Annotated in this window: 23 protein-coding genes; 15 read left to right on the top strand and 8 right to left on the bottom strand. The window is 66.9% G+C overall.

Features of this window, described 5'->3' with window-relative positions; all coding sequences use genetic code 11:
• Nucleotides 1-6 precede the first annotated feature (6 nt).
• From AB0M22_RS33265 to AB0M22_RS33245, 5 genes are all read left to right on the top strand, one after another.
• The gene (locus AB0M22_RS33265) at nucleotides 7-963 is read left to right on the top strand and encodes a sugar ABC transporter permease (protein WP_364735365.1); all 957 of its coding nucleotides are present in this window, start codon (nucleotides 7-9) and stop codon (nucleotides 961-963) included.
• Between the two features lie 3 nt (nucleotides 964-966).
• The gene (locus AB0M22_RS33260) at nucleotides 967-1,857 is read left to right on the top strand and encodes a carbohydrate ABC transporter permease (RefSeq protein WP_364735363.1); all 891 of its coding nucleotides are present in this window, start codon (nucleotides 967-969) and stop codon (nucleotides 1,855-1,857) included.
• Nucleotides 1,857-3,143 carry a 6-phospho-beta-glucosidase gene (locus AB0M22_RS33255; RefSeq protein ID WP_364735361.1) on the top strand — a complete coding sequence of 429 codons (1,287 nt, stop codon included), beginning with the start codon at nucleotides 1,857-1,859 and terminating at the stop codon, nucleotides 3,141-3,143. The genes AB0M22_RS33260 and AB0M22_RS33255 overlap by 1 nt, the downstream gene beginning before the upstream one ends.
• A 44-nt stretch (nucleotides 3,144-3,187) precedes the next feature.
• Entirely contained in the window at nucleotides 3,188-4,240 is a 1,053-nt protein-coding gene (locus tag AB0M22_RS33250; protein WP_364735359.1) for a BadF/BadG/BcrA/BcrD ATPase family protein, read from the top strand.
• 92 nt (nucleotides 4,241-4,332) lie between these two features.
• A complete protein-coding gene (locus AB0M22_RS33245) occupies nucleotides 4,333-5,145 on the top strand; it encodes an SAM-dependent methyltransferase (protein WP_364735357.1) in 813 nt (270 codons plus the stop codon).
• A gap of 14 nt (nucleotides 5,146-5,159) precedes the next feature.
• Here AB0M22_RS33245 and AB0M22_RS33240 read toward each other — a convergent pair whose 3' ends face one another.
• Both AB0M22_RS33240 and AB0M22_RS33235 read right to left on the bottom strand, forming a co-directional pair.
• Nucleotides 5,160-5,897 carry a hypothetical protein gene (locus tag AB0M22_RS33240; protein WP_364735355.1) on the bottom strand — a complete coding sequence of 246 codons (738 nt, stop codon included), beginning with the start codon at nucleotides 5,895-5,897 and terminating at the stop codon, nucleotides 5,160-5,162.
• Between the two features lie 94 nt (nucleotides 5,898-5,991).
• Nucleotides 5,992-6,720 carry a hypothetical protein gene (locus AB0M22_RS33235; protein WP_364735353.1) on the bottom strand — a complete coding sequence of 243 codons (729 nt, stop codon included), beginning with the start codon at nucleotides 6,718-6,720 and terminating at the stop codon, nucleotides 5,992-5,994.
• Between the two features lie 151 nt (nucleotides 6,721-6,871).
• Here AB0M22_RS33235 and AB0M22_RS33230 point away from each other — a divergent pair, with 151 nt between their 5' ends.
• Nucleotides 6,872-7,891, top strand: a complete 1,020-nt coding sequence (locus AB0M22_RS33230) for an NADP-dependent oxidoreductase (RefSeq protein WP_364735351.1) — start codon at nucleotides 6,872-6,874, stop codon at nucleotides 7,889-7,891.
• Here the strand turns inward: AB0M22_RS33230 and AB0M22_RS33225 are convergent.
• On the bottom strand, nucleotides 7,888-8,715 hold the full coding sequence (locus AB0M22_RS33225; protein ID WP_364735349.1) for an SAM-dependent methyltransferase: 828 nt from the start codon (nucleotides 8,713-8,715) through the stop codon (nucleotides 7,888-7,890). The genes AB0M22_RS33230 and AB0M22_RS33225 overlap by 4 nt on opposite strands.
• 407 nt (nucleotides 8,716-9,122) lie before the next feature.
• Between AB0M22_RS33225 and AB0M22_RS33220 the strand changes: the two genes are divergently transcribed.
• The 6 genes from AB0M22_RS33220 to AB0M22_RS33195 all read left to right on the top strand — a co-directional run bounded on the left by AB0M22_RS33220 (nucleotide 9,123) and on the right by AB0M22_RS33195 (nucleotide 15,295).
• Complete coding sequence (locus AB0M22_RS33220) at nucleotides 9,123-9,401, top strand: hypothetical protein (RefSeq protein ID WP_364736101.1); 279 nt, start codon at nucleotides 9,123-9,125, stop codon at nucleotides 9,399-9,401.
• A gap of 198 nt (nucleotides 9,402-9,599) precedes the next feature.
• The gene (locus AB0M22_RS33215) at nucleotides 9,600-11,315 is read left to right on the top strand and encodes a thiamine pyrophosphate-binding protein (RefSeq protein WP_364735347.1); all 1,716 of its coding nucleotides are present in this window, start codon (nucleotides 9,600-9,602) and stop codon (nucleotides 11,313-11,315) included.
• The gene (locus tag AB0M22_RS33210; RefSeq protein WP_364735345.1) at nucleotides 11,312-11,983 is read left to right on the top strand and encodes an SRPBCC family protein; all 672 of its coding nucleotides are present in this window, start codon (nucleotides 11,312-11,314) and stop codon (nucleotides 11,981-11,983) included. The genes AB0M22_RS33215 and AB0M22_RS33210 overlap by 4 nt, the downstream gene beginning before the upstream one ends.
• Nucleotides 11,983-13,005: a 3-oxoacyl-[acyl-carrier-protein] synthase III C-terminal domain-containing protein gene (locus AB0M22_RS33205; RefSeq protein WP_364735343.1), complete on the top strand. Its 1,023-nt coding sequence runs from the start codon at nucleotides 11,983-11,985 to the stop codon at nucleotides 13,003-13,005. The genes AB0M22_RS33210 and AB0M22_RS33205 overlap by 1 nt, the downstream gene beginning before the upstream one ends.
• 4 nt (nucleotides 13,006-13,009) lie before the next feature.
• Nucleotides 13,010-14,002, top strand: a complete 993-nt coding sequence (locus tag AB0M22_RS33200) for an aminotransferase class I/II-fold pyridoxal phosphate-dependent enzyme (RefSeq protein ID WP_364735341.1) — start codon at nucleotides 13,010-13,012, stop codon at nucleotides 14,000-14,002.
• Nucleotides 14,003-14,083: 81 nt separating this feature from the next.
• Nucleotides 14,084-15,295 (top strand): arylsulfotransferase family protein, encoded by a 1,212-nt coding sequence (locus tag AB0M22_RS33195; protein WP_364735339.1) that lies wholly within the window; start codon nucleotides 14,084-14,086, stop codon nucleotides 15,293-15,295.
• Here AB0M22_RS33195 and AB0M22_RS33190 read toward each other — a convergent pair.
• Nucleotides 15,271-16,857, bottom strand: coding sequence for a nitrilase-related carbon-nitrogen hydrolase (locus AB0M22_RS33190; protein WP_364735337.1), 1,587 nt, complete (start codon nucleotides 16,855-16,857; stop codon nucleotides 15,271-15,273). The two genes, AB0M22_RS33195 and AB0M22_RS33190, sit on opposite strands and share 25 nt — an antisense overlap.
• 104 nt (nucleotides 16,858-16,961) lie before the next feature.
• On the opposite strand from AB0M22_RS33190, the gene AB0M22_RS33185 reads away from it, so the two are divergent.
• The 3 genes from AB0M22_RS33185 (at nucleotide 16,962) to AB0M22_RS33175 (ending at nucleotide 19,924) form a co-directional block, all read left to right on the top strand.
• Nucleotides 16,962-17,423, top strand: a complete 462-nt coding sequence (locus AB0M22_RS33185) for a MarR family transcriptional regulator (RefSeq protein ID WP_364735335.1) — start codon at nucleotides 16,962-16,964, stop codon at nucleotides 17,421-17,423.
• Nucleotides 17,424-17,698: 275 nt separating this feature from the next.
• Complete coding sequence (locus tag AB0M22_RS33180) at nucleotides 17,699-18,406, top strand: cupin domain-containing protein (RefSeq protein ID WP_364735333.1); 708 nt, start codon at nucleotides 17,699-17,701, stop codon at nucleotides 18,404-18,406.
• A gap of 144 nt (nucleotides 18,407-18,550) precedes the next feature.
• Nucleotides 18,551-19,924, top strand: a complete 1,374-nt coding sequence (locus AB0M22_RS33175) for a serine hydrolase domain-containing protein (RefSeq protein ID WP_364735331.1) — start codon at nucleotides 18,551-18,553, stop codon at nucleotides 19,922-19,924.
• 1 nt (nucleotide 19,925) lies between these two features.
• Here AB0M22_RS33175 and AB0M22_RS33170 read toward each other — a convergent pair whose 3' ends face one another.
• From AB0M22_RS33170 to AB0M22_RS33155, 4 genes are read right to left on the bottom strand one after another with little or no spacing between them, the layout of a single operon-like run.
• Entirely contained in the window at nucleotides 19,926-21,329 is a 1,404-nt protein-coding gene (locus AB0M22_RS33170; RefSeq protein ID WP_364735329.1) for a DUF2252 family protein, read from the bottom strand.
• Nucleotides 21,330-21,385: 56 nt separating this feature from the next.
• Nucleotides 21,386-23,032: an ABC transporter ATP-binding protein gene (locus AB0M22_RS33165; RefSeq protein ID WP_364735327.1), complete on the bottom strand. Its 1,647-nt coding sequence runs from the start codon at nucleotides 23,030-23,032 to the stop codon at nucleotides 21,386-21,388.
• Nucleotides 23,029-24,711, bottom strand: coding sequence for an ABC transporter substrate-binding protein (locus tag AB0M22_RS33160; protein ID WP_364735325.1), 1,683 nt, complete (start codon nucleotides 24,709-24,711; stop codon nucleotides 23,029-23,031). The genes AB0M22_RS33165 and AB0M22_RS33160 overlap by 4 nt, the downstream gene beginning before the upstream one ends.
• Nucleotides 24,711-25,703, bottom strand: a complete 993-nt coding sequence (locus tag AB0M22_RS33155) for an ABC transporter permease (RefSeq protein ID WP_364735323.1) — start codon at nucleotides 25,701-25,703, stop codon at nucleotides 24,711-24,713. Before AB0M22_RS33155 ends, AB0M22_RS33160 begins: the two co-directional genes overlap by 1 nt.
• Nucleotides 25,704-25,710: the final 7 nt, after the last annotated feature.

Genomic DNA, 25,710 nt, shown 5'->3' with positions numbered 1-25,710 from the left:
GTAGCGATGGCAACGATGACCGCGACCGTCCCGGCGGCGCTGAAACGCAAGCGCCGCCGGGGGAATCTGCGCACCCTGGCGTTCCTGTCCCCGTGGCTGATCGGGTTCGGTTTCTTCTTCGCCTACCCGCTGCTGTCCACCCTCTACTTCTCCTTCATGAGGTACGACGGGTTCGCCGCGCCGACCTTCAGCGGCTTGAAGAACTGGGACTACGTCCTGAGCAAGTACCCATTTTTCTGGCAGGGGCTGGGCAACACGCTGTGGCTGGTGTTGATCATGGTGTCGCTGCGCGTGGTCTTCGGCCTCGGCATCGGGCTGCTGGTCACCAAGATCAAGACCGGGCTCGGGTTCTTCCGCACGGTGTTCTATCTGCCGTTCCTCGCGCCGCCGGTCGCGGCCACGATCGCCTTCGCTTTCCTGCTGAATCCGGGAACCGGGCCGGTCAACCACCTGCTCGGCAATCTCGGTCTGCCGCAACCGGGTTGGTTCACCGACCCGGAATGGTCCAAGCCCGCGCTGACCATGCTGGCGCTGTGGGGCATCGGTGATCTGATGGTCATCTTCACCGCGGCACTGCTGGACGTGTCGCGGGAACAGTACGAGGCGGCCGAGCTGGACGGCGCGGGCCCATGGCAGCGATTCCGCTATGTCACCCTGCCGAACATCATGCCGATCGTGCTGTTCGCGGTGGTGACCGGCGTGATCCAGACCATGCAGTACTACACCCAGGCGATGGTCGCCGGGAAGGTCGCCAGCGGCAAGGCGGGCAACTCGGGCGAGGCGTTCGAGGCCGGTTACCCGCACGGCTCCACCTGGACGCTCCCGCAGATGGTCTACAACCTCGGCTTCCAGCGCTTCGATCTCGGGTCAGCGTGTGTCGTCGCGGTGATCCTGTTCGCCTTGTCGATGGCGTTCACCGCCTTGCTGCTGCGGCGCAAATCCGGCTTCCTGCAGGAGGACTGAGCGATGACCATGACCACCACGCTGCCGGTGCCGGTCACCGTGCCGACGGTCGAGGCCAGGGGCGCGCGCCGGAAAGACCTGCTGAACTGGGTTGCCGTGCACGCGTTCGCGATTGCGGCGGCGCTGCTGTTCCTGATGCCGTTCGTGTTCGTCTTCTTCACCTCGGTGATGTCGGACCGGCAGGCGCTCACCGCCGACCTGTGGCCCGCCGAGTGGCACTGGGGGAACTACGTAAAAGTCTGGGACACACCGGGATTCCTCACCTGGTGGCGCAACACCCTGGTGTACGCGCTGGCCGGCACCGCGCTGACGCTGCTGTCCAGCATCCCGGTCGCCTACGCGCTGGCCAAGTTTCGCTTCCGCGGCCGCAATCTGGCGCTGATGGCGGTGGTGTCGATGATGATGCTGCCGCCGCAGGTGACCGTCATCCCGATGTATCTGATCTGGGCCAAGCAGTTTCACCTCACCGGCTCGCTGTGGCCGCTGATCATCCCGCTGGCCTTCGGCGACGCCTTCTCCATCTTCCTGCTGCGCCAGTTCCTGCTGACCATCCCCGATGACTACCTGGAGGCCGCGCGCATCGACGGCTGCGGTGAGCTGCGCATCCTGTTGCGGATCGTGCTGCCGATGGCCAAGCCGGCCATCGCGGCGGTCGCGCTGTTCCAGTTCTTCTATTGCTGGAACGACTATTTCGGCCCGCAGATCTACGCCAGCGAGAACCCGGGCGCGTGGACGCTGAGCTATGGCCTGGAGTCGTTCAAGAGCGCGCACCACACCAACTGGAACCTCACCATGGCCGCCACCCTGCTGGTGATGGCGCCGGTGATCATCCTGTTCTTCTTCGCACAGAAAGCCTTCATCGAAGGCGTGACACTGACAGGGGTCAAGGGCTGATGGGCGCACTCAAGATAGCCATAGTCGGCGGTGGTTCCACCTACACGCCGGAGTTGATCGACGGATTCGCCCGTCTCCGTGCGAGTTTGCCGATCGACGAGGTGGTTCTAGTCGACCCGGCCCTGGACCGCCTGGAGCTGATCGCGGGTCTGGCCCGCCGGATCTTCGCCAAACAGGGGCACAGTGCGCGGGTCAGCACGGCCGCCTCGATCGCGGACGGGGTCGACGGCGCCGACGCTGTGCTGCTCCAGCTGCGGGTCGGCGGGCAGGCGGCGCGCAACGAGGACGAGACCTGGCCGCTCGAATGTGGTTGTGTCGGACAGGAAACGACCGGCGCCGGGGGACTGGCGAAGGCGCTGCGCACCGTCCCGGTGGTGCTGGAGATCGCCGAGCAGGTGCGCCGGGCCAACCCGGACGCCTGGCTCATCGACTTCACCAATCCGGTCGGGATCGTCACCCGCGCACTGCAAACCGCCGGACACAAGGCCGTCGGACTGTGCAACGTCGCCATCGGCTTCCAGCGAAAGTTCGCCGCGCACTTGGGGATCGACCCGGAGTGTATTCGGCTCGACCATGTCGGCCTCAATCACCTCACCTGGGTGCGCGGCGTCACTGTGCTCGACTATCCGGGCGCGGGCACGGGGCACGAGGCGTTACCCGATCTCCTCGCCGGCTTCGGCGAGGAGATCGCCGCCGATGTGCGGCTACCGCTTCCGCTGATCCAGCGGCTCGGCGTCGTGCCGTCGTATTACCTGCGCTACTTCTATCAGCACGACGTGGTGGTCGAGGAGTCCGCGACCAAGGGTTCGCGCGCCGCCGAGGTCGCGGCCATCGAGCAGCAGCTGCTGACGATGTACGCAGACCCGACCCTGGACACGAAGCCCGAACTGCTCGGAACCCGCGGCGGCGCTTTCTATTCCGAGGCCGCGGTCCATCTGCTCGCCGCCCTGCTCGGCACCGGCGACACCGGCATCCAGGTGGTCAACACCCGCAACGACGGCACCCTGCCGTTCCTGCCCGACGACGCCGTGATCGAAGTGCCGGCGGAGGTGGGCGCCGCAGGGGTGCGCCCACTACCGCAACCGCCGGTGGAACCCCGCTACGCGGGCCTGATCGCCCACGTCACCGCCTACGAGCAGCTCGCGTTGCGAGCCGCGCTCGACGGTAGTCGCGATCGAGTATTCGACGCGCTACTAGCTCACCCGCTGGTCGGCCAGAACGAACTGGCCGATCAGCTGACCGACCGGCTGATCGCCCATAACCGCGCTTACCTGAGCTGGGTGTGATCATGCCGACAAACACCGTGCACTGTTGGCGGGGGAAGCGTCTGATGAAACTCCCACATAATGAACAGGTTCCGGGCGTCCTGGCCATTGACGCAGGCAACAGCAAGACCGACGTGACCCTGGTCGGGCGCGACGGTTCGATCCTCGCGACCGCGCGCGGCGGCGGCTATCAGCCACATCGGACCGGCGCGCGCAAGGCGATCGAGGGTCTCAGCCCGCTGGTCGAGTCGGTGGCCAGGCAGGCCGGGCTGACTCGCGGCGGAATCCTCACCACGAGGGTCAGCGCCTGTATGGCCAACGTCGACCTGCCGATCGAGGAGCAGCGGATCCATGCCGCCATCGCGGCGCGGCCGTGGGGTCTGACCGTGGGCGTCGTCAACGACACCTTCGGCCTGCTCCGCGCGGGCACCGACGGTCCGCGCGGCGTGGCGGTGGTCTGCGGCGCGGGAATCAACTGCGTCGGGCTGCTGCCGGACGGCCGCACCGCGCGGTTCCCGGCGCTCGGTGTGCTGACCGGTGATTGGGGCGGTGGCGGCGGCATGGCGGCCGAGGCCATGTGGCATGCCGCGCGGGCCGAGGACGGGCGCGGCGAGCCGACCGCGTTGTCCGCGGCGATCGGCGAGTATTTCGGCCTGGCCGGCGCGAATGCGGTGGCCGAGGCGATCCACCTCGGGCAGCTACCGGAGAAACGACTGCACGAGCTGGTCCGCGTCCTGTTCACCACGGCCGAGGCGGGCGATCCGACCGCCCTGCGCCTGATCGATCGGCAAGCCGACGAGATCACCCGGCTCGCCTTCGTCGTGCTGCGCAAGTTGGACCTGCTCGACGAGTCGACGCCGGTCGTCCTCGGCGGCGGCGTCCTCGCGGCCCGGCAACCGCTGCTGATCGACAACGTCACGCGCAGGCTCGCCACCGCGGCTCCCCTCGCCGAACCCCGAATCGTCGTCGCCCCACCGGTTCTCGGCGCGGCGCTGCTCGGCCTCGACCACCTCGGTGCGACTCCCGCCGCCCACGAACGACTCCGCGCCGCCTACCCGACCCTGCCCGCCACCGACGGCCGTCCCGAGTACCCGAGCGAAATGGGCCAGCCGGCGTGAGCTGAGCTGGAGTGCCCGTTTCTCAACTGGCCGCTTGCTCGGATGCGGTATACCTCGTAGTACACATCCCTAACGCGCAAGGAGACTTCGGCGTGTCCGATGGCCCGATCGACCTGCATACCGACGTCGCGCATCCGGCCAGGATGTACGACTATTTCCTCGGCGGCAAGGACTCCTACGATGCCGATCGAGTCGCCGCTGAGCAGGCGCTGCAAGACTTTCCGCACGTCCAGCTGACCGCCAGGACCAATCGCGAGTTCATGCGGCACGCCACCCGCTACCTCACCGGGCAGGGCGTGCGGCAGTTCCTCGACATCGGCACCGGCATCCCGACCGCGCCGAACCTGCACCAGGTCGCCCAGGAGCAGGCGCCCGAGTCGCGGGTCGTCTACGTCGACAACGACCCGCTGGTCCTCGCGCACGCGCGAGCCCTACTGGTGAGCGCGGACGAGGGCCGCACCGCCTATATCCAGGCGGATGCCGCGGAACCGGAGGCCATCCTGGCCGCACCGGAACTGGCTGCGACACTGGACCTTTCGCAGCCCGTCGCGGTATCCCTCATGGCGGTGGTGCATTTCGTGCCCGGCGACGTCTACCAGATGGTCAAGACGTTGCTGGAACCGCTGGCCCCGGGCTCGTACCTGGCGATGTCCCATGTCACCACGGATTTCGACGAAGGCGACAAGGACCCGCAGGGCATGGCGCGGCTGTTGCAGGTCTATGCCGACCGCGGGATCCCGGTGCGCCCACGTTCACGGGCCGAAGTCACCCGGTTCTTCGACGGACTCGAACTCGTCGAGCCCGGCGTCGAGGTGATCCACCGCTGGCGCAACGAGGGCATCGATCCCCCGCAGAGCTATGACAAGCGAGTCTCGCTCTACGGGGCGGTCGGCAAGAAGGTCTGATCCGGTCGAATCCCTCAGGGACGCCAGGTGATTCGGCCGCCCTGGAAGTCCTGGGCCTTGCCGCCCTCGTAGTCGTATTCGTCGCCGGTGGGGTAGCCGTAGATGCCGTCCGCGCCGGCCCTGGCTTCCCAGCTGGTGCGGATGGAGCCCCAGACGGCGTGCGCGCCGGTCTTCTGCGACCAGTAGATCGTGCCGTCGTTGAACAGGTTGTAGCGGCCGCCGCCCTTGGCTGGGGCCTCGTCGGTGACCGGGAAGCCGAGCGGGCTGTTCTCCGCGCCGAGCGCGTACCACTTGTCCCGGATGACGCCGCTGACCTGATGGGCGGCGGTGCCGACGGACCAGTAGATCGAGCCGCCCTGGAAGTGGCTGAACCGGCCCGGCTTGGCCGGGGTGGACTGCTCGCTGGTGACGGGGTAGCGCAGGCCGCCGGTCTCCGCGCCGAGGGCACGCCACTTGTCCAGGATCGGGCCGCCGAGTTCGTGCGCGCCGGTGTCGGGGTGCCAGTAGATCGCGGCGTTGTTCGCGAAGGTCTGGAACTTGCCGCCGTTGGCGGCGTCGGCCTCCGGGGCGGTCGGGTCGCCGAGCGCGCCGCCGCCGGCCGTGTCGTATTCGGCCTCGATCGCGCCGCCGACCTCGAATGGGCCGATCGGGCGCGCGGTCGCGGTGCCCGCGGCGAGCAGCACCGCCAGCGCGACGGTTGCCGTGGCCAGCGTCGCGTTGCTGGACCGGCGGTGGGTACGAAGGCGGGCCAAGAGAACTCCTCAGTCAGGCTTACTCGGTGACAAGACAGGGCGGAGCGTTGGTAGGCGATGATGGCATGCGACATCGACCCACGCCCCGGGCGGGTCAGGGTTGCCAGGTGATGCGGCCGCCCTGGAAGTCCTGGGCCTTGCCGTTCTGGTAGTCGTATTCGTCGCTGGTCGGGTAGCCGTAGCCGCCGTTGACGCCCGCCCTGGCCTCCCAGGTCGTGCGGATCGCGCCCCAGATCACGTGCGCGCCGGTCGCGGGCGACCAGTAGATGGCGCCGTCGTCGAACAGGTTGTAGCGGCCGTTGCTCTTGGCCGTGGCCTCGTCGGTGATCGGGAAGCCGAGCGGGCTGTTCTCCCAGCCGTAGGCGCCCCACTTCTCCCGGATCGCGCCGCCGACCTGATGCGCGGCGGTGCCGAGGGACCAGTAGATCGAACCGCCCTGGAAATGGTTGTAGCGGCCGGCCTTCGCCGGGGTGGACTGTTCCCGGGTCACGGGGTAGCCGAGGAAGCCGTTCTCGAAGCCGAGGTTGCCCCATTTGTCGCGGATCGCGCCGCCGACCTGGTGCGCGCCGGTGGCCGGGTGCCAGTAGATGGAGGCGTTGCGCTCGAAGGCCTGGTACTTGCCGCCGCGCCCCGCGTCCGATTCGGGGTTGACCGGGTCGCCGAAGGCCGCACCGCCGCCGGCCTGGTCGTATTCGACCTCGATCGCCCCGCCGACATCGAAGGGGCCGATCGGCCGGCCGGCCGCGGTGCCCGCGGACAGCAGGACCGCGAGGCCGGCTGTGGTGATGGTCAAGGCGACTCGGGTGCGACTTAGGCGTGCCAAGAGAAACTCCCTATGCAAGTGGTCGTCGTAGGCGAAACGGTCGGCTCAGCTAACTGGGCGCGATGCAGCTGTGTCGTGCTATCCGACACCCGCCTATCGGTCGCATCGCCGTCACCGTTAGCCCGGCGGGCCCGGGACTAAGCTCGGATCCATGGTCGAGACGACGAGAATCGTGCTTGCTTCGCGCCCGGAGGGCGCACCCACCGCGGCGAATTTCCGCACCGAAACCGCCGAACTGCCGCCGCTCGACGAGGGGCAGGTGTTGTTGCGCACGCTGTATCTGTCCCTCGATCCGTACATGCGCGGCCGGATGAGTACGGCCGAGTCGTATGCGAAGCCGATCGAGATCGGCGAGGTGATGGTCGGCGGCACGGTCGCCGAGGTGGTCGATTCGCGCGCCTCGGGTTTCGCGAAAGGCGATGTGGTGCTGGGGTATTCGGGCTGGCAGACGCACGACGTTGCGGACGCGTCGTATCTGCGCAAGCTCGATCCCGAGATCGCGCCGGTCTCGACCGCGCTCGGCGTGCTCGGTATGCCCGGCTTCACCGCCTACTCCGGTCTGCTGAAGATCGGTCAGCCGAAGGCAGGGGAGACCGTCGTGGTCGCCGCCGCCACCGGGCCGGTCGGTTCGGCGGTCGGGCAGATCGCAAAGGTCAAGGGGGCCCGCGCGGTCGGCATCGCGGGTGGGCCGAAGAAGTGCGCGTATCTGATCGACGAATTCGGCTTCGATGCCGCTATCGACCACCGCGCCCCCGATTTCGCCGAGCAGTTGAAGGCCGCGGTGCCGGACGGCATCGACGTCTATTTCGAAAACGTTGCCGGTGCGGTCGCGGAAGCGGTATATCCGCTGCTCAATACCTACGCGCGTGTCCCGGTTTGTGGACTCATCGCCAACTACAACTCCACCGGCGACACCGACGGACCGGATCAGCTGCCCGCGTTCTACGGCCGCATCCTGATCAAGAGTCTGACCATCCGCGGCTTCATCCAGACCGAGTTCGTCCGCGAGCTGTACCCGGATTTCCTGCGTGACATGGCCGGCTGGGTCGCCGACGGCAGCGTCAATTACCTCGAGGACGTCACCGAGGGCCTGGACCACGCCCCCGACGCGTTCTTCGGCATGCTCGAGGGCCGCAACTTCGGCAAGGTCGTGGTGAAGGTCGCCGACTAGGGCTTGCGGCCGATGCCCGCCCAGTACCAGGCGGATTCGGGATCGGCGGGCTCGTCGCCGGGTGCTGGGTGCCAGGTGACCACCGGGACGACGCCCGGCTCGACGAGTTCGGTGCCGGCGAAGAGGATCTCGGTCTCGGTGTGGCTGCGCGGGTAGAAGGTGATGCCCGCGTGTTCGGCGGAGTCGACCACGCGGGACATGGCGTGCTCGTCGAAATCCGCGGTGGGATGGCTGATCACCAGGTAGCTGCCGGAGGGCACCACGTCGAGCAGGTTTTTGATGATGCCGTGCGGGTCGTCTTCGTCGCGGAAGTACATCATGATCGCGACCAGCATGATGGCGACCGGCTGGGTGAGGTCGAGGGTGGCGCCGAGGGTGTCGTCGCGCAGGATGCCGACCGGGTCGTGCAGGTCGGCGTGGATGAACGCGGTCCTGCCCTGCGGGTTGCTCGACATGAGGGCGCGGGCGTGCGCGAGCACGATCGGATCGTTGTCCACGTAGACCACGCGCGCCGCCGGATTGAGCCGCTGAGCCACCTCGTGGGTGTTGCCTGCGGTGGGGATGCCGGTGCCGATGTCGAGGAACTGGGTGATCCCGGCCTCGCGGGTCAGGTAGCCGACCGCGCGACCGAGGAACGCGCGGTTGGCGCGGGCCATGGTGCGGATGGCGGGAATGTGGCCGGCGATAGTGTCGGCCAGGGCGCGATCGGCCGGATAATTGTCCCGCCCGCCTAGCCAGTAGTCGTAGACGCGCGCCTCGTGCGCGACGCTGGTATCGATCCTGGTCGGTAGTCCGGTGGTGGTCGGTGACTGGCTGTCCGGCATGGTGATTCCCTCCTGGGGCGGTCACGGGAGGGTCGGTTCCGGTGGCCGCCGAGTCGCCCACGGCCGGCGACTGCTACTGCGATTCTTGCTCGGCAAGGATATTCCAGCGAACGCCTGGCACGCGGCGATTCAGCGGTATATAGGTGGGTTTACGGGGAACCCACCGGTTTCCTTGATCATTTCCGTGAACCGCCGCCGGAACGGCCCTGCGGTGGGTGACAAACCGGTCGGTCGCTTGTATGGGCGTTATGTCGTTTGTGCGGTGTGTCGCGGGGCATACGTGATCTTGGTGCGGTTCAATTGCGCAGGTCACGAGTTTTTCTTCGATATCCGCGTCTTGCGAAGCACACCGCGATTCCTCGTGTCCGGTCCCACCTCAGCCTGCGAAAAGGAGCACGAACGTGAGCATGATTCTTGCCGCGCTACACGACACCGTTCTTGCGGAGGTCGGCAATCCCACACCGGAGGCGCCTCCGCTCGCGGATAAATTGCTGCAAATGGGCCGCTACTTCACCTGGCTGGTCCAACTGTCCGGCATCACCGCCATTACCTACGGCGGCGGCCGGTTCGCGTGGGAGAAGTGGAACGGCGGCGGGTTGCAGTCGCCGAAGATGATCGCCAGCGCGATGGCGGGCGGCGCGGTGGCCACCAGCGCGGGCACGATCATGAACTCCGTGATCGGCTGAGCCGGTAGGGCATTTGGTCACCGGCTCGGCGGGGTTGTCTCGTTGAGCCGGGTTCGGTTGTGGCGCTGCCTGGTTCGGTTGGTCAATGGACCAACAATTGGTCGCTTGTTCAAAGTTGTTGTGCAGCAAGCTATTTCCATTCAGTAGTGATGTAGGTCACATTGTGAACAAGTGACTGTCTCAGATACATTGTGGGCGATGAATCGCACGCGATCTATTTTGGAAGCGGCGAGCGAAACCGCCGTCAAGCAAAGAATTTCCGTCGCCGACCACGTTGTCGAGCTGATCGCCGAGCACACTGACCACGTCTTCGGTGTCGGCGGCGCGAATATCGAAGACATCTACGATGCGTTGCAGCGCAGTACCGCGCGGATCACCGGGATCGTCGCAAAGCATGAGTTCGGTGCCGCGACAATGGCCGACGGTTACGCGCGCACCACCAATCGACTCGGTGTCGTCGCTGCCACCTCCGGCGGCGGTGCGTTGAATCTGGTTGCCGCGCTGGGGGAGTCGTTCGACTCACGAGTTCCGGTGCTGGCCTTGATCGGACAGCCGCCGCTCGCGCTCGAAGGGCGGGGGGCGTTTCAGGACACCGGCGGGGGCGTCGGGCGCATCGACGCGGAACGATTGTTCGGCTCGGTCTCGCGATTCTGCGTGAAGCTGAAACGGGCCGAGGACGCCGCCGCGGCAGTCCAGCAGGCGATTCGTGCCGCGATGGGCGGCGGTCCGGCGGTGTTGTTGCTGCCCAAGAATATTCAGGCTCAGGAGATGTCCGCGGGATCGGGTTCGGGCGTGCGAGACGGACTGCTCATCGGCCAAGACGGCGACGAGGCGCAGGCGCGCGACGAGGCGCGGGCACTCGTCGGGTCCGCGGCGGGTACCGGTCTCACGGTGATCATCGCCGGTCCGGAGGTGGCTCGCGCGGACGCCAGAGCCGAACTCGTCATCATGGCGCGGGCGTTGCGCGCCGTCGTAGCGGTGACGCCGGATGCCAAAGATGCCTTTCCGAACGATCATCCGTTGTTCGCCGGCATCGCGGGCAGCATGGGCCATCCGCGGGTGGCCGAACTCGTCGGCGATGCCGTGCTGTGCGTCCTGGTCGGTACCCCGATGCCGGTGATGGCACGTGCGGGTCTCGATGCGCCCCTGGCGAATTGCCCTCGAGTGCTGCATCTGGGTATCGATCCGGCATTCGTGCGGACAGATGCTTGGCTGCGCGGTCCGCTCCGGTCACGTCTGCTGGAGGTGGCGTCGGCGGCATCGGGAGCGGACTTCGGCTACGAGCCGGTGCACCCGATTGCCTCGCCGGCTCTGCGGGTTCCGGCCGCGGCCGGGCCGGGCGTGCGCTACCGCGACGCGGTCGAGGCGATCAACGCCAGGCTGGAGCCGGGCATGGATGTGGTTGTCGACGCGGGTAATACGGGCGCGGCGGCGGTGCATCACCTGCCGGTGCCCACCGGTAGTCGCTTTGTCATTGCCCTCGGCATGGGCGGTATGGGATACGCGTTCGGCGCGGGCATCGGCAGTGCGCTCGGACGTCGCCGCCGAACGTTCGTAATCGCCGGGGACGGTGCCTATTTCATGCACGGCCACGAAGTCCACACGGCCGTGGAGCAGCACGTGCCGGTGACGTTCGTGATCTTCAACAACAATGCCCACGCGATGTGCGTGACCCGTGAACAGCTCTACTACTCGGGGGATTACACCTACAACAGATTCGGTTCAGCGCGTATCGGTGCCGCGGTCGCCGCGATGTTTCCGCACATCCCGGCCTACTCCACCGACACTCGCGCCTCCTTCGAAGCCGCACTGGACGAGACCCGCGACGCGACCGGTCCCGTGTTCATCGAAATCCTTTGCGACCCCGACGAAATCCCTCCGTTCGCACCATTTCTGAAGGAGCTCTCCGCATGACCGACACCGCACCGACCACGATCAAGGCCGAGCCCATCGAAGCGCTGGACATCGATGTGCCCGGCGTGTATCGAGTCGAGGAGCTCCCACTGAAACAGGCCATGCCGATGGTGCTCGACATGACCCGTGCCGTGTACCCGCACGACGACGTGTACGGGGAGTTCTGCACTGTGCACGAGTACATCGCGGCGCCGCCGGACGAGGTGTTCGAGTATCTCGCGGATACCCGGAGCCTGTGCGAATGGACCTACAGCATGCGAGGTTTCGAGCGGACCGCGGAGCCGGACCTGTGGGTGTCCGACGATCGCATCGGCGACAACACCCGGATCTATACCCGCACCGTCGCCAACGCGGCGGCCCGCACTGTCGACTACCACTGTGCCTGGGATCAGCCCGATCACCTCTGGATGATCTACATGATGCGGGTGGCCGACGCGCAGCTGGTGCTGAACAAGCCGGGATCGGTTGTCCTGTGGACCAATTGCCATCATCCGTTCTACGACGAGAACGGCTACCCCGACACCGCGCCGCCGGAGCGCCCGGTCTGGGTCGGCGATTTCTGGAACATCTTCTACGCGGGGCATCGGATGGAGCTGAGCAACGTCAAGGCGATCTGCGAACACCGCCATAGCAAGGGGCTGCCGATCAAGCCGGAGTGGATGAGCTGATGAGCACCGCGACCGACACCATCAGTCTTGTCGATGTATCCAGCTACCTGCCGAAGAACCGCGTCGCCGCGGACTACTTCCTGCGCTATGCCGACCCCGAGGACGCCATCTCGAGCGCCATGTTCAAGGCGCCGCCGTTCCGCAGGCACCTGGCGCCCGGCGAGACACCGGCCGACATGGCGGAACAGGCCATCGCCCCGATGCTGGAGCGGCGAGGCAGCGAAATGCTCGACGAGGTCGACATTCTCATCGTGCACACCCAGATGCCGGAGGCTTTCATCGTCGGCAACGGGGGAGAGGTGGCCGCCCGGCTCGGCATCACGCCGGAGTGGCTGATCGACCTGCACAACGGTGGGTGCGCCGCGTTCATTCACGCGATGAAGCTGGCCGGTCAGCTCATGCTGAACAGCGATGCCCGCTCCGCGCTGATCGTGACCGTGCAGAACGCGGCGGGGCAGGTCTTCACCCAGGAGCAGGTTCGGGGTAAACCGCAGGCCGCCATCCCCGGCGACGGCGCGGGCGTCGGGTTGCTCGTAAAGTCCGATGCGTCACCGATTCTCGACATCGAAACCCGCCACCTCCCCGAGTTCGCGGGCCAGATGACTGTGGTCGCCGATCCGCCGCGCAAGTACTGGGAGGCCGGCGAGGGCCAGATACACGTCGGGTTCACCGAGTCGAAGATCGCGAAAGTCCTTGCGCGCGGGAACCGCATCGTCCCGGAGGCGGCGCACGCGGTGTGCGGCCGGATCGGCGTGCGGTCGGACGAACTGGACCTGCTGATCACCAATCAGCCGAACCGCGCGTTCCTGCGCAACTGGCGCGATGCCCTGCAACTGCCGGTCGACAAGCATCCCGACACCTTCGACGAATGCGGAAACCTGTTCGCCGCAGGCATTCCCGTCACCTTCGATCAGGCCGTGCAGGCTGGCCGGGTGCCCGCCGGTTCGCTGGTCATGTTCGCCGGCTTCGCGCATGCCGGGGACTTCGCCGCGGCCGCCGCGGTGCGCTGGGGCGGACGCTGAGGCCGTGCCGACTGTGCAACTCGGTCATCAGCTCGCGCTCAACGAGAACCCTTATGGCCCACTGCCTTCGGTGCGTGCCGCGATGACCGGCGCGCTGGTCGCCGCGAACCGCTATCCGGAGTTCCTGCCGCGCAGGCTGCCCGGGCTGATCGCGGAACGGCTCGGCTACCCGCCGGATCGTGTCGTGGTCGGCGCGGGCGCGACCGGCGTGATCATGCATATCCTGCAAGAGTTCGTCACGCCCGGCGCCGGGGTGGTGATGGCGACGCCGACCTTCGACGGTTACCCGCTGCTGACCGAAACGGTCGGCGGCCGGGTCGTGGAGGTGCCCTTGACGCCGGACGGGCATCAGGATCTGGCGGCGATGTCGTCCGCCATCGACAGTCGGACCGCGGTGGTCGTACTGTGCAGCCCGCACAACCCCACCGGAACCTGCATCGAGCACAGTGCGTTCGCCGAGTTCCTCGAACGCACCGACCCGTCGGTCACCGTGGTCTTCGACGAGGCGTACATCGATTTCGTGCCACCCGGCGACCGCGTGGACACCGCCGCGCTGGTCGAGCGACACCCCAATCTGGTGGTGATGCGCACCTTCTCCAAGGCCTACGGGCTGGCCGCGCTACGGGTCGGCTATGCCTTCGGCTCCGCCCCGGTAGTCACCCGAATCCGCCGCTGGCAGTTGCCTTTCGGGATGACCGCCCTGGCCGAGGCCGGCGTCCGCGCCTGCTATGCCGCGGAGGACGAACTGGCGCTACGCACCGCAACCATCACCCAGGAGTGCGGCAGGCTCACCTCCGGCCTGCGCGATCTCGGCTACCGCGTCCATACCAGCGCCGCGAACTTCGTCTACCTGTCCGGCTGCGCCCCCGCCGAACTCGACCGGCTCCGAGCGGTTTTCGCCCGTGACGGCATCCAGGTGAAGCACTGCGCCACCGGCATCCGGATCACCGTGGGCAATCCCGCGGCAACGGAGGCGGTCGTCACCGCCGCACGGTAGAGTACGACGTTCACGGGATATTTGCCGATCGCGGCAGGACGGCCCGCAGAAGCTGATCGCTCGTACAGGATCGCCAAGGAGTTGAGTCTTTTGGGGCCGGCCCGCATCGCCCTGGTTACGGTGGCCGCCGTTTCGCTGTCCGTCGGTTCGGCGATGCCCGCAGCGTCGGCCGTGCCGTTTCTACCGACTCCGCCGATCGGGACGCCCGCGTATATGGTCGAGGTGGATCGATCGGGCAACGCCCCGGCGTACATCTTCTACACCGCCGGTGTCAGCGCGGCGGCGCTGGTGCCCGAGGTCGGGGCGGTGTTGTCCGGGTTGCCCGGTGGTGCGCCCGCCAACGTGATCGCGGATCGATCCGGCCGCGAGATCTGGCGCTACACACCGCCTCCCGGTCAGGGGGTGGCGAATTTCCGCACCCAGACCTATCAGGGCAAACCGGTATTGACCTGGTGGCAGGGCAGCACCGTCGGTGGGCACGGTTCCGGCGTCGATTACCTCGCCGACGACCAGTACCGGATCATCGCCACCGTCACTCCCGGTGCGGGTCTGAGCTCCGATGTCCACGAATTCCGGCTCACCCCGGACGGTCGTGCCCTGATCACCGCGTACCGGGAGGTCGCCGCCGACCTCACCGCGATCGGTGGTCCGAAGGACGGCACGATGTTCGACTGCATCGCCTCGGTGGTCGACGTCGCGACGAACGAGGTGCTGTTCCAGTGGAGCGCCGCGGCGCACATCCCACTGACCGATACCGAGGCTCCGGGTCTGATTCCCGGCAACACCAGTTACGACCCATACCATATGAATTCGATCGCGCTGGACCCGGCGGGCGATCTGGTCGTCTCTATGCGGAACACCTCTGCCGTCTACGGCATCGATGCGCACACCGGTGCGATCAACTGGCAGCTCGGTGGTAAGAACTCCACCCTCGAACTCGGGCCCGGGGTCCAGTTCGCCTTCCAGCACGACGCCGAATTCAGTGATCCGGCAACGCTGCGGTTGTTCAACAACAACTCCAGCGGGCCGAGCACGCTCGGCCCGTCCAGTGTGCAGTGGATCCATCTCGATCTCGAGCACCGGCGAGCGACCTTGCTACGCAACCAAACTCATCCCAGCGGGCTGGTGACGGTCGCGATGGGCAACGCGCAGGGCCTGCCGAACGGGAACACAGTGGTCAGCTGGGGCGTGGTGCCGCGCATCTCCGAATTTTCCCCGACCGGCGAACTGGTCTACGACGCGACCCTCCCGTTCGGCACCTACCGCGCCTACTCGGACCCTTGGACCCCCTGATCGCTCGGCGGATGCTGCCTGCGCCGCGTCCTGACGCCGATCGCGGCGACGACGAAAGTGCCTGCCAGACATAGCCAAGCGAAGATATCGCCGACAAGCCGGTAGAGCGTCGTGGTGCCGTGGATCGGTACGTCCACGATCCACGGGTCTCGATCGACGGTGGTGTCCTGGGTGGCGATGGGTTGACCGTGATAGTCGAAGGCGGCCGACCAGCCGTTGAAGTCCTGCCGGACCAGTGCGTAGCCGTTCTCGATCGCGCGCAGACTCGACATCTGGGTGTGCAGGCGGCCGAACTGCGGCCAGTCGCCGCCCGGCACCAGCACGATGTCGGCGTCGATGTCCATCATGTCGGGAAAGTCTGCGTCGTAACAGATTACGTTCGCGATTCGGCCGTAAGGCGTGTCCACCACGGGGACCTTTCCGTCGCCGGGGGTGTAGGTCTCCAGGCCCGGAATCGGGTGAGCTTTCTGGTAGGTCCACAGGATCGCGCCGTCGGGGGCGAGGAAATGGGTCTCGTCGCGGCCGTAGGGTGCGGTCGGCAGGTAGACGTGGACGGCAACGTTCAGGTAGATCTGCTCCTGCCGGGCCAGGGTCTGCGCGGCCGCCAGGAAAGCCGGTTCTTGCGGCACCGAGATCATGGCCGCATTCTCCGACCACAGAACGATTTTCGCGCCTGCGCGCGCGGCCCGCCGGGTGTCGTCGAACAGGCCGTCGATGACCGCCTTCGATTCTTGCGGCACCGTGGCCGGGTCGAACCGCGGTATGGCCATCATGTCGAGTCCGGGCTGTCCCAGCGCCCGCATCTGCGCATCCATCGCCGCCATGCTCGGATTGATACCGGCGATGCGGACGGTTTGCGCGGTCGCTACCGGGAAGAACGCCAATCGTGCGCTGCCGCCGACGATTACGACGCCGAGCACGGCAGCATAGACGCCGAGCACGCGAGCGCTGCGCCAGGACAACGGACGCTCCCACAGGTGGTTGACGACCGTGGCGAGGCCACCGATGAGGAACCCGACCGAGTACGGGCCGAACAACGAGAGCACTTGCAGCAGGGCGGGATTGGTGTACTGCGTATCGGCGAGCAGGCCGTAGGCGGTGCCGAACGGACCGAACACCCCCAACAGGAACTCACACGCCGCCAACGCCATCGGAAACAACAGCAGGCTCGCGGCCGTGCCCGATCGGGGCGCGAGCAGGCGGTCCACCAGGTAGGGGAGGGTGAGCACAGTGCCGAAGGCAACGCCGCCCAGCACGGTCATCCCCGTCAGCGGAACGGCCACGTGCCACAGAAAGAACATCGCGGCGACCACCCCGGCCAGCCAGACCGCGCCGACCCCGGTGACCACGCGGCTGGTTCGCGAAAAACGCAGCAGCAGAATGGAAAACAGCCATGCCGCCAACGGGATATCCCAACGGCCGTTGACCGCGAACAGCGATAGGACCGCACCGCCGCCGAGCCACAGATAACGCAGTCGGTCGGGCGGTCGCCCGGTGTTCGACGAGGGGTCGGCGCCGGAATCGACGCTGTCGGACAGTTGCTTGCTCGTACCCGTGGTCATCCGAAATCTCCTGAACCAAACACTTGGAGCATCCAAGTGTCGACAGTCTGGCATGTTAATACTTGGAGTTGTCAAGTATTTGAGCGCCCAAGTATCGTGTGGTTATGGTTGAGCGCGGCAGCATCGAGGAATCGCTGGTCTACGACGTGCTGGACCTGGTTTTCACCGCGGCCGAGCAGATCAATTCGCTGCTCGCCGAGACCGTCGGCGACCTCGGGCTGACCGCTGTCATGGCCAAGACCCTGTGGCAGATCGAGCCGACCGCGACCCCGTCGATGCGGCAGCTCGCCGCCGCCCTGGGCTGCGATCCGTCCACGGTGACCTTCCTCGCCGACCGCCTCCAGGAGAAGGGGCTGATCACCCGCGAGGTCGATCCGGCGAACCGGCGGGCCAAGATCGTGACACTGACCGAGACTGGCCGCGACGTCCGGCGGCAACTCGGCACGGCCATGCTCACCCGGTCGTCCGTCGCCGGCCTCAGCCTGGCGGAGCAGCGTCAACTGAGGCGGCTGCTTACCAAGCTCACTCGATCGAAAACTGCTGGTACCGATACGGATTCGGACTGATGGATTCGATGATTCCGGTCACGTCGCGGCGCCGCGGACTCGGCGCGACGGCATCCGGGGCGTGCAGCCGAGGCGGATGACTGCCATGGGTGGGTGCCCGAAGTTTGCGGGAGTGACTGACGCTCAAAGGGTTTGCGAGAAATTACGCCAGTTGGTGGCGGTTCGTGCGACTGTGGCGGGTGTCACCTGGCTGGGTATGCGTGACGGGGTTAGCTTGAACTTTAGAGGTGCTAACTAAATCCGTGTGTTTCTGATGCTTCGGGAGAGATGGCGACATGTCTGACGACGTTAATGTGAAGCAGGACAACGACAATGGTGCGATCGGCCGCCGGGCGCTGATCGGCACCGGTGTGGTCGCGGTGGGGGCGGCGGCGCTGGGCGGCGGCCTGGTCGGGGCAGCGGCGGCGAGCCCCGCCGCGCCGGACGGGCTCGGGAACGAGGGCGCGGTCGACAGCAATCTCAACAACGCGCCACATTTGTTCAAACTGACGGCGTCGGACCGGGCCAATCACGACGGCGGTTACCTGCAAGGCGCCAACGAAGACAATTTCCCGGTGCTGAAGGGGCAGAAGGGGTCCGTGTACTTCGTCCATCTCGACGGCGGCGGCATCCGTGAGCCACACTGGCATCCCTCGGCCTGGGAGCTGAATTTCATCATCTCGGGCCGGGCGAAGTGGTCGATTCTGGGGACGCATCCGGACGGGACCTACCACAACGACGTGTTCGAAGCCGGCCAGGGCGACCTGGTCTTCGCCCCGCAGGGATACTTCCACTACTTCGAAAATGCCAGTGCCGATACGCCTTTGGACGTTCTCGTCATGTTCAACACCAGCGCGGGCGAACCCAACGACGACATCGGCATCGTCGGTACCCTCAACTCCCTGCCGCGGGAGGTCCTCGCCGCGTCCTTCGGGATCCCGGTCTCCGCCTTCGCCGATGTCCCCACCGACATCAAGCCTGTGGTGATCACCCGCCATCGATAGCCGGTCTGCCGCCTCCGCCGTCGAGTGACGGCGGAGGCGGCCGGTCCGTTCGGGCGTTCCGGACCCGGCGATACCCTGAGGGCGATACGCGGGGCTCCAGGGCGCCGGGTCCGAGTTGCCGGGTGAGTGAAGGGAAGTCGCAGAATGCTGTTGCCGTCGACCGAGCGGGCGTTGTTGCACCGGGTCGCCGTCGAGCAGGCGGAATATCGCGTGCCGTCGCTGATCGCGGCCGTGGTGCGCGACGGTCAGCTCGTGTGGTCCGGTGCCAGGGGCCGGGTCGACGGGGTCCAGCCGACCACGGATACGCAGTACCGCATCGGGTCGATCACCAAGTCGATGGTGGCCACCGTGGTGCTGCGGCTGCGCGACGAGGGCAAACTCGACCTGGCCGACCCGGTGGCCAAGCATGTGCCCGGCGCGCCGCTGGGGGACCGGACGGTTGCCCAGCTGCTCTCACACACCGCAGGCCTGCGCGCGGAGTCACCCGGCGAATGGTGGGAGCGCACCGAGGGTGGCGATTGGGCCGAGCTCGCCGACAGCTTGGACAGCGATGCGGGTAGCCGGGCACTGGTGCACCGGGCGGGGCGTCGGTTCCACTATTCCAACGTCGGCTTCGCCGCGCTCGGCGAGTTGGTCGCCCGGCTGCGCGGGCACAGCTGGTTCACCGCGCTGCACGCCGAAGTGCTTGTCCCGCTGGGCATGACGCGCACCACGGTGTCGCCCGCGGCACCGCACGCCACCGGTTGCGCGGTGCATCCCTGGGCCGACGTGGTGCTCGCGGAGCCCGCGCACGACCACGGCGCGATGGGCGCGGCCGGCCAACTCTGGTCCACCGTGCAGGACCTCGCCCGCTGGGCGGCGTTCGTCGGCGGCGACACCGGCGATGTGCTCGGGGCCGACACCCTGGCGGAGATGCGTGATCCCGCCACGGTCGACGACGGCGACGAGTGGAGCATGGGGTACGGGCTCGGCTTCCAGTTGCGCCGCCACCAGGGCCGCCGGTTGGCCGGTCACAGCGGAGCCATGCCCGGCTTCATCGCCAACGTCTGGGCCGACCCCAAAGATCGCACCGGCGTGCTGTTCCTGTCCAACACCACCTACGGCGGCATCCGGGGCAAGCTGGACCTCGCGCTGCTGGACATCCTGGCCGAGCACGAGCCCGCGTTGCCCGAGGAATGGCTGCCCGCACCCGCCGTGGACCCGAACCTGTTGGCGCTCACCGGAACTTGGTACTGGGGCACCGCGTCGATCGCCCTGCACCTGCGCGCCGACGGCCTGCTCCAACTGAAAGCTCTCGCACACGGCGGCCGGCAGTCCCGATTCCGCCCCGAGCCGGACGGCTCCTGGACCGGACTCGACGGTTACTACGCCGGCGAACGCATGGAGTTCGTGCCCGGCCCGGACGGCACGGCCACGCGTCTGGAACTGGTGAGCTACGTATTCACCCGCGCACCCTACGAGCCCGCCGGACCGATCCCCGGCGGTGTCGACCCGGCCGGTTGGCAGGGCAGAGACTGACTCACCAGCCCTGGTCCGCGGCCTTCACCTCGCCCGACTCGATCGCCGCTACCAGCGCGGCGTGATCGGTGTGCGTCTGAGCGGCGTACCCGCGGGCGAAATCGAGAATCCCGGTGGCGAACGCCGCGCCTTTGCCGATATACGCCTCGATCGCCTCGGGTTCGCCGCTGCGGGCGTGTGATTTGGCCAGCGCCGAACCGCAGGTCTCGGCGAATTGCGGTAGGTAGCCGGCGATCTGACTGCCGCTGGGAATGATCTTCATGTCGCGGAATTGCCTGGCGTAGTAATCGATCTCGTTCACCCGCACCGAACCGAGAAAGATGTCGCTCGCGGATTGCATCAACCGCTGACCGACGCAGACCCGCTCGCCGTGGTTGCCGAAGACGCTCGGGCCGAGGAACTCCTCGTAGACCGAGGCGGTCGCCTGTTTCATCTGGAAGAAGACCAGCTCGCCGCTGTCGCCCTCCATGAGATGCAGGTAGACCCGCATCCCGACGCTCCCGACCCCGACCACCTGCTGAACCGTGTCCAATCGGGAGAAGCGCCCGACGAGCCGGATCAGGTGCGGTGGGATCGAGGCCAGGTAGGTGTCGAAGATCTGCTCGTACACCCTGACCTCATCCAGATCGGTGAGGGCGACGTGGCGGCGTTTGATCGGATCCTCGGCAATGCGGCGCTGCCCGTTCTCGACGGTGACCAGTTGGCGGGCCGTCCCCTCCTGCGAGCGCTTCTTGCTCTGCTTGCCGATCGTCCGCTTGGCGTCCTTGGCGAACTGTGAGGTGAGGTTCCGCAACGGCACATCCGCGGTGATCCGGTCGTACCACACCTCCAGCTCACCCATGTGCGCGTAGCGGCCCATGGCCGTGCGATAGCCGTCGATAGCGGCCGCTGCGGCCGCGTCCGCGGTCGCAGCCGCGATTCCCTCGGTGGCGGCGAGCACGTACACGCTCGTGCAGAGCCGTTTGAGGTCCCACTCGAACGGCCCGGGCAGGGTCTCGTCGAAGTCGCGCGCGTCGAACAGCAATTGCCGCTCGGGCGAGGCCCACAAACCGAAGTTGAGGATGTGCGCGTCCCCGCACATCTGCACGGTCAGGCCGGAATGCTCGCGAGCGGCCAGGTCCGCGGCCATCACCGCCGCCGCCCCGCGCAGATACGCCCACGCCGAGGACGCCATCCTGGCGTAGCGCAACGGAAGCAACTCGGTGTCCCGCACCGCTTCCTGGGCTTGCAACCGGCCCAGCGCCGACATCGAACGACCGCTCGGATCCCATTCGCCCGCCGAACGCCTCGGCGCTCGTGCGCGTGCCGCGCGACCTGCCTCGCTGTCGCGGCTGACCGCGGGCATCGCCCGGACTCGCGCCGACGAGGGCGAGATCGCTGCGGCTTCGGAAAGTTGTGTGCTCATCGGGTCCCTTCCTGCTCAGTCCGGGAAAGCGACTACAGACAACTCACAGCAAATCATCAATCGAGCGAGTTGACCAGCAGACCGGGTTGCGTCTGTGCCCACAGCTCGCGCCGGCGCTGCTGAACCGCGGGTTCGGCAACCGGCACGGCGAGCAGCAGGCGCCGGGTGTAGGGCGATCGGGCTGCGGTCAGCACCTGGGCGGTGGGACCTTGTTCGACGATGGCGCCGTCGCGCAGCACGACGACGTGGTCGGCGAGTTGCTGGACGATGGCGAAATCGTGGGTGATGAACACCGCCGCGAATCCGAGCTTGGACTGAAGCCGCCGGATCAGCGCCAGGACCGACGCCTGCACGGCCGCGTCCAGCGCGCTCGTCGGCTCGTCCAGCACGAGGACATCGGGTTGCACGGCCAGCGCGCGGGCGATGGCCACGCGCTGGCGCTGGCCACCGGAGAGCTGGCGCGGGTAGCGCGTGATCAAGTCGGGGTCGAGCGATACCTCGTCGAGGAGTTCGGCGACTCGTTCGCTTCGTTGCCCGGCGTCGAGCGCGGTGTGTACGCGCAGCGGCAGCTCGATCGATTGCAGCACCGTGTGCTGCGGATTCAACGAGGACATCGGGTCCTGGAACACCACGCCGAGCTGTTTGCCGAGCGCGCGGCGACTTCGCTTGCGCTGCACCGCGATCGGCTCACCGTTCAGCGTGACCCGGCCCGCGGCGGGGGTGACCAGCCCGCACAATGCGCGACCCAGCGTCGATTTCCCGGCCCCGGATTCACCGACGAGTGCCACGATTTGATGCTCGCGGACAACGAGATTCGCCTCCTGCAAGGCGGTGAACTTGGCACCCGCCTTGCGGTAGTCGACGGTCAGGTTCTCGACTTCGATGACCGGCTTCGCCGCTTCGACAACCGAACTCGACACCGGCGGCTCGAGCTGCAACACCGCCGCGAGCAGTGTTTTCGTATAGTCCTGCCGCGGCGCCAGGAGTACTTGCCGCACCGGCCCCGCCTCGACCGGGCTGCCGTTGCGTAGCACAACGACATCATCGGCGAGGTCGGCGACCACGCCCATATCGTGGGTGATCAACAGAATGGCGATGTCGTTGTCCTGCTGCAACTCTCGAAAGAGCTGGAGCACCTCGGCCTGCACATTCGCATCGAGGGCGGTGGTCGGTTCGTCGGCGATGATCAGTTGGGGCGCGCGGGAGATCGCCATCGCGATCATCGCGCGCTGCAACTGCCCACCGGAGATCTCGTGCGGGTAGCTGGCCGCCACCCGCTCCGGATCGTTGATCTTGACCCGCTCGAACAGCTCCAGCACCAGTGAATCGGCCTGCTGCTTGGCGTATTTGCGGTCGGTGCGGATCACCTCGCGCAGTTGCTGCCCGATCCGGTAGACCGGGTCGAACGCGGCCGCCGGGTCCTGGAAGACGACCCCGATCTCGCTCCTACGCACCTGCCGGAGAGCCTCGGGTTTCATCCCGAACAAGCTCTTGCCCGACAGGGTCACGGCGCCGGTCGTGGCCGACCCCGGCGGCAGCAAGCCGAGCATCGACAGCGCGGTGAGCGACTTGCCGGAACCGGATTCACCCACCAGCGCAAGGGTTTTGCCGCGCTCGATCGCGAAACCGAGGCCACTGACGATGGTCTGGTCATTGATCGCGATGCCGAGCTCGTGGACGGCCAGGACCGGCGGTGTTGTCATTGCGCGAGTGAGACTTTGAAGTACACCGGGTAGGCGGGGAACGGCGGCACATAGAAGTTGCGGACGTCACTGCCGTAGATGAACGTGTTCACCGAGTTGACCAGGGGCACGTTCGCGGCATCGCCGGTGACGATCCGGTCGACCTCGAGCCACAGCTCACCGGCCCGCTTCGGGTCGACTTCCGCGGTCGCCCTGGCGATCAGGTCGTCCACCCGCGGATTGCTGTAGCGCGAGATGTTGAAGCCGCCGTTGCCGATCTCCGAGGTGCCGAAGCTGGGCTGCAACATCGACGCCGCGCTCGGGAAGTCGGCCTGCCAGCTGGCCAGCGCCAGGTCGTAGCCGGAGCCGTCCTTGTGCTGGGTGATGTCGTCATAGCTGGCGTTGTCGAGGGCCTGGATGGTGACCCGGATGCCCGCGCGGCGCATTCCGGCCTCGATGGCCTGGCCGCCGGCCGAGTTGGTCGCGTCGTTCTTGGTCACCAGCACCAGGTCGATACCGTTGGGGTGGCCCGATTCGGTGAGGAGTTGCTTCGCCTTCTCCACGTCACCGGTCGGCTGAGTCGGGAAGGCGTCGAACTTCTGGTAACCCGGGATCGCCGGCGGAATGTTGGTGGTCGCGTAGTCGCCGCGGGACTCACCGCCGAGCGAGGTGCGAAACGCCTGCTTGTCCGTCGCGTAGACGATGGCCTGCCGGACCTTCGGATCATTGAGCGGCGACTTGCTGACGTTGAGTTGCAGCTGGTACAGCGATCCGCCGCCGGCCTCGGCGATCCGGTTCTTCGCCGACGGGTTCGACCGAACCAGCGGCAACTGTGAGGCGGGCACGAACGAGGCGGAGAACGCCGCTTTGGCGGGACCGGTGTCGGCGATCAATTCCTGGCTGATCGTCGTCTGCTGCATTCCGAGCTGGAAAATCACCCGATCGGGACCGGCCGTGCGCGCGGTGTCGGTCTTCGGATCCCAGTTCGGATTGCGCACCAGGACAACCTCAGAGGCCTTGTCGAACTTCTCGACCTGGTAGGGCCCCGACGCGACGGGCGACTGGAAGTACGTCGCCGGGTTGTCCTTCGCCTTGGGCACCGGCGTGAACGCGGGTTGCGAGGCGATCCAGGGGAAGTCGCCGAACGGCTTGTTGAGGTGGAAGATTACCGTTTTCGCATCGGGCGTCTCGATCGAGTCGAGCGACTTGCCGTTGTACGGGCCGTCATACGCCTCGCCGCCTTGGAGCAGCGTGCGGTGGTAGGTGAAGCCACCCGAGAGCAGCGGCGCGAACGAGCGTTCCAGGCCGTACTTGATATCCGCCGAGGTGATCGGCGAACCGTCCTGGAATTTCAGGTCGTCCTTGAGCGTGTACTTCCAGGTGCGCCCGCCGTCGGTGGTGGTTCCGGTATCGGTGGCGAGATCCGGGATCGGCGTCATCTCCTTGCCCGGTTCGGCCTGCCAGGTGGTGAGCCGGCGCGCGATGAAACTGAGCGAGGTGATCGCCAGGTTCGTCGACTTGGCCGGATCGAAGTTGAAGTCGGTGTTCGACGACAGGATCCGCAGCGTCCCGCCCTTCTGCGGCGGGACGGACTGGGCGGAGTCCCGGGCGCCCTCGGTCGGGTTGGCATTGCAGGACGTCACCGACAACGCCACCGCGAGCGCGGCGGCGGCGAGCGCCGACTTGGCTTGTTTCTTCATCACTTCACCCTGGGATCGAGCAGTCCGAGAACCGCGTCTATGAGGAAATTGGCGACCAGAACGATCGCGGCGGAGAAGATGGTGACCCCGACGATGACCGGGAGATCGACGGTGTGCACCGCGTCGATGAGCAGCCGGCCGAGGCCGGGCATGCCGAAGACCTGTTCGGTGATCACCGCCCCGCCGAGCAGCGCGCCGAGGTCGACCGCGAACAACGTCAGAATCGGCGCGAGAATGTTGCGCACCGCATGCGCGAAGACGATGCGCCGTTCAGCCAGGCCGTTGGCCCGCGCCGTGCGGATGAAGTCCTCGCGGAAGATCTCGATCAGCTGATTGCGCGAAATGCGGGCGTACATGGCCGCGTTCACCAGGGCGAGCACGACCCACGGCGCGACCAGGTGCCAGGCCCACTGGACGACGCCGCCGCTCAGCGGCACATAGCCGCTCACCGGAATGACGTTGAGCGTGAACCCGAACAGCAGCACCGCGAGGAGGCCGAGCAGATACGTCGGGGTCGACAGTCCGAGTGCGGCCAACGAGGTGACGGCCCGATCGGCCGGCCTGCCCGGTCGCCGTGCCGCGACCAATCCGGCACCGACACCGAGGATCAGCCACAACACCCCGGCGCCGATGGCGATGGACAAGGTGATCGGGAAGCGCTCGAAGATCAGCGTGGCCACCGACTCGTTCTGCTGGAAGGAATAGCCGAAACACGGTGCGGCGCACTGGATCGTCGCCAACCCCGAGCCGTAGCTACGCCCGACCGCGACACCGGCGATGAAGTCGAAGAACTGCTGATACCACGGATGGTCGAGGCCCATGTACAGCTGCGCCTTGAGCAGATTGTCCGGCGTGCACGGCTTTCCGCACGCGAGCTGCGCCGGATCGGCGGGCAGCAGGTAGAACACGGCATAGGTCAGGAAGGCGACGATGAGCAGCACGCCGAGCGCGACCAGCAGCTTCACTGCCGACGACGACAGCCGACGGCGCACGATTGTC

The sequence above is a fragment of the Nocardia sp. NPDC051756 genome (genome assembly GCF_040681495.1).
Lineage (GTDB): Bacteria > Actinomycetota > Actinomycetes > Mycobacteriales > Mycobacteriaceae > Nocardia.
This window is presented reverse-complemented; position numbering and strand designations above follow the sequence as displayed.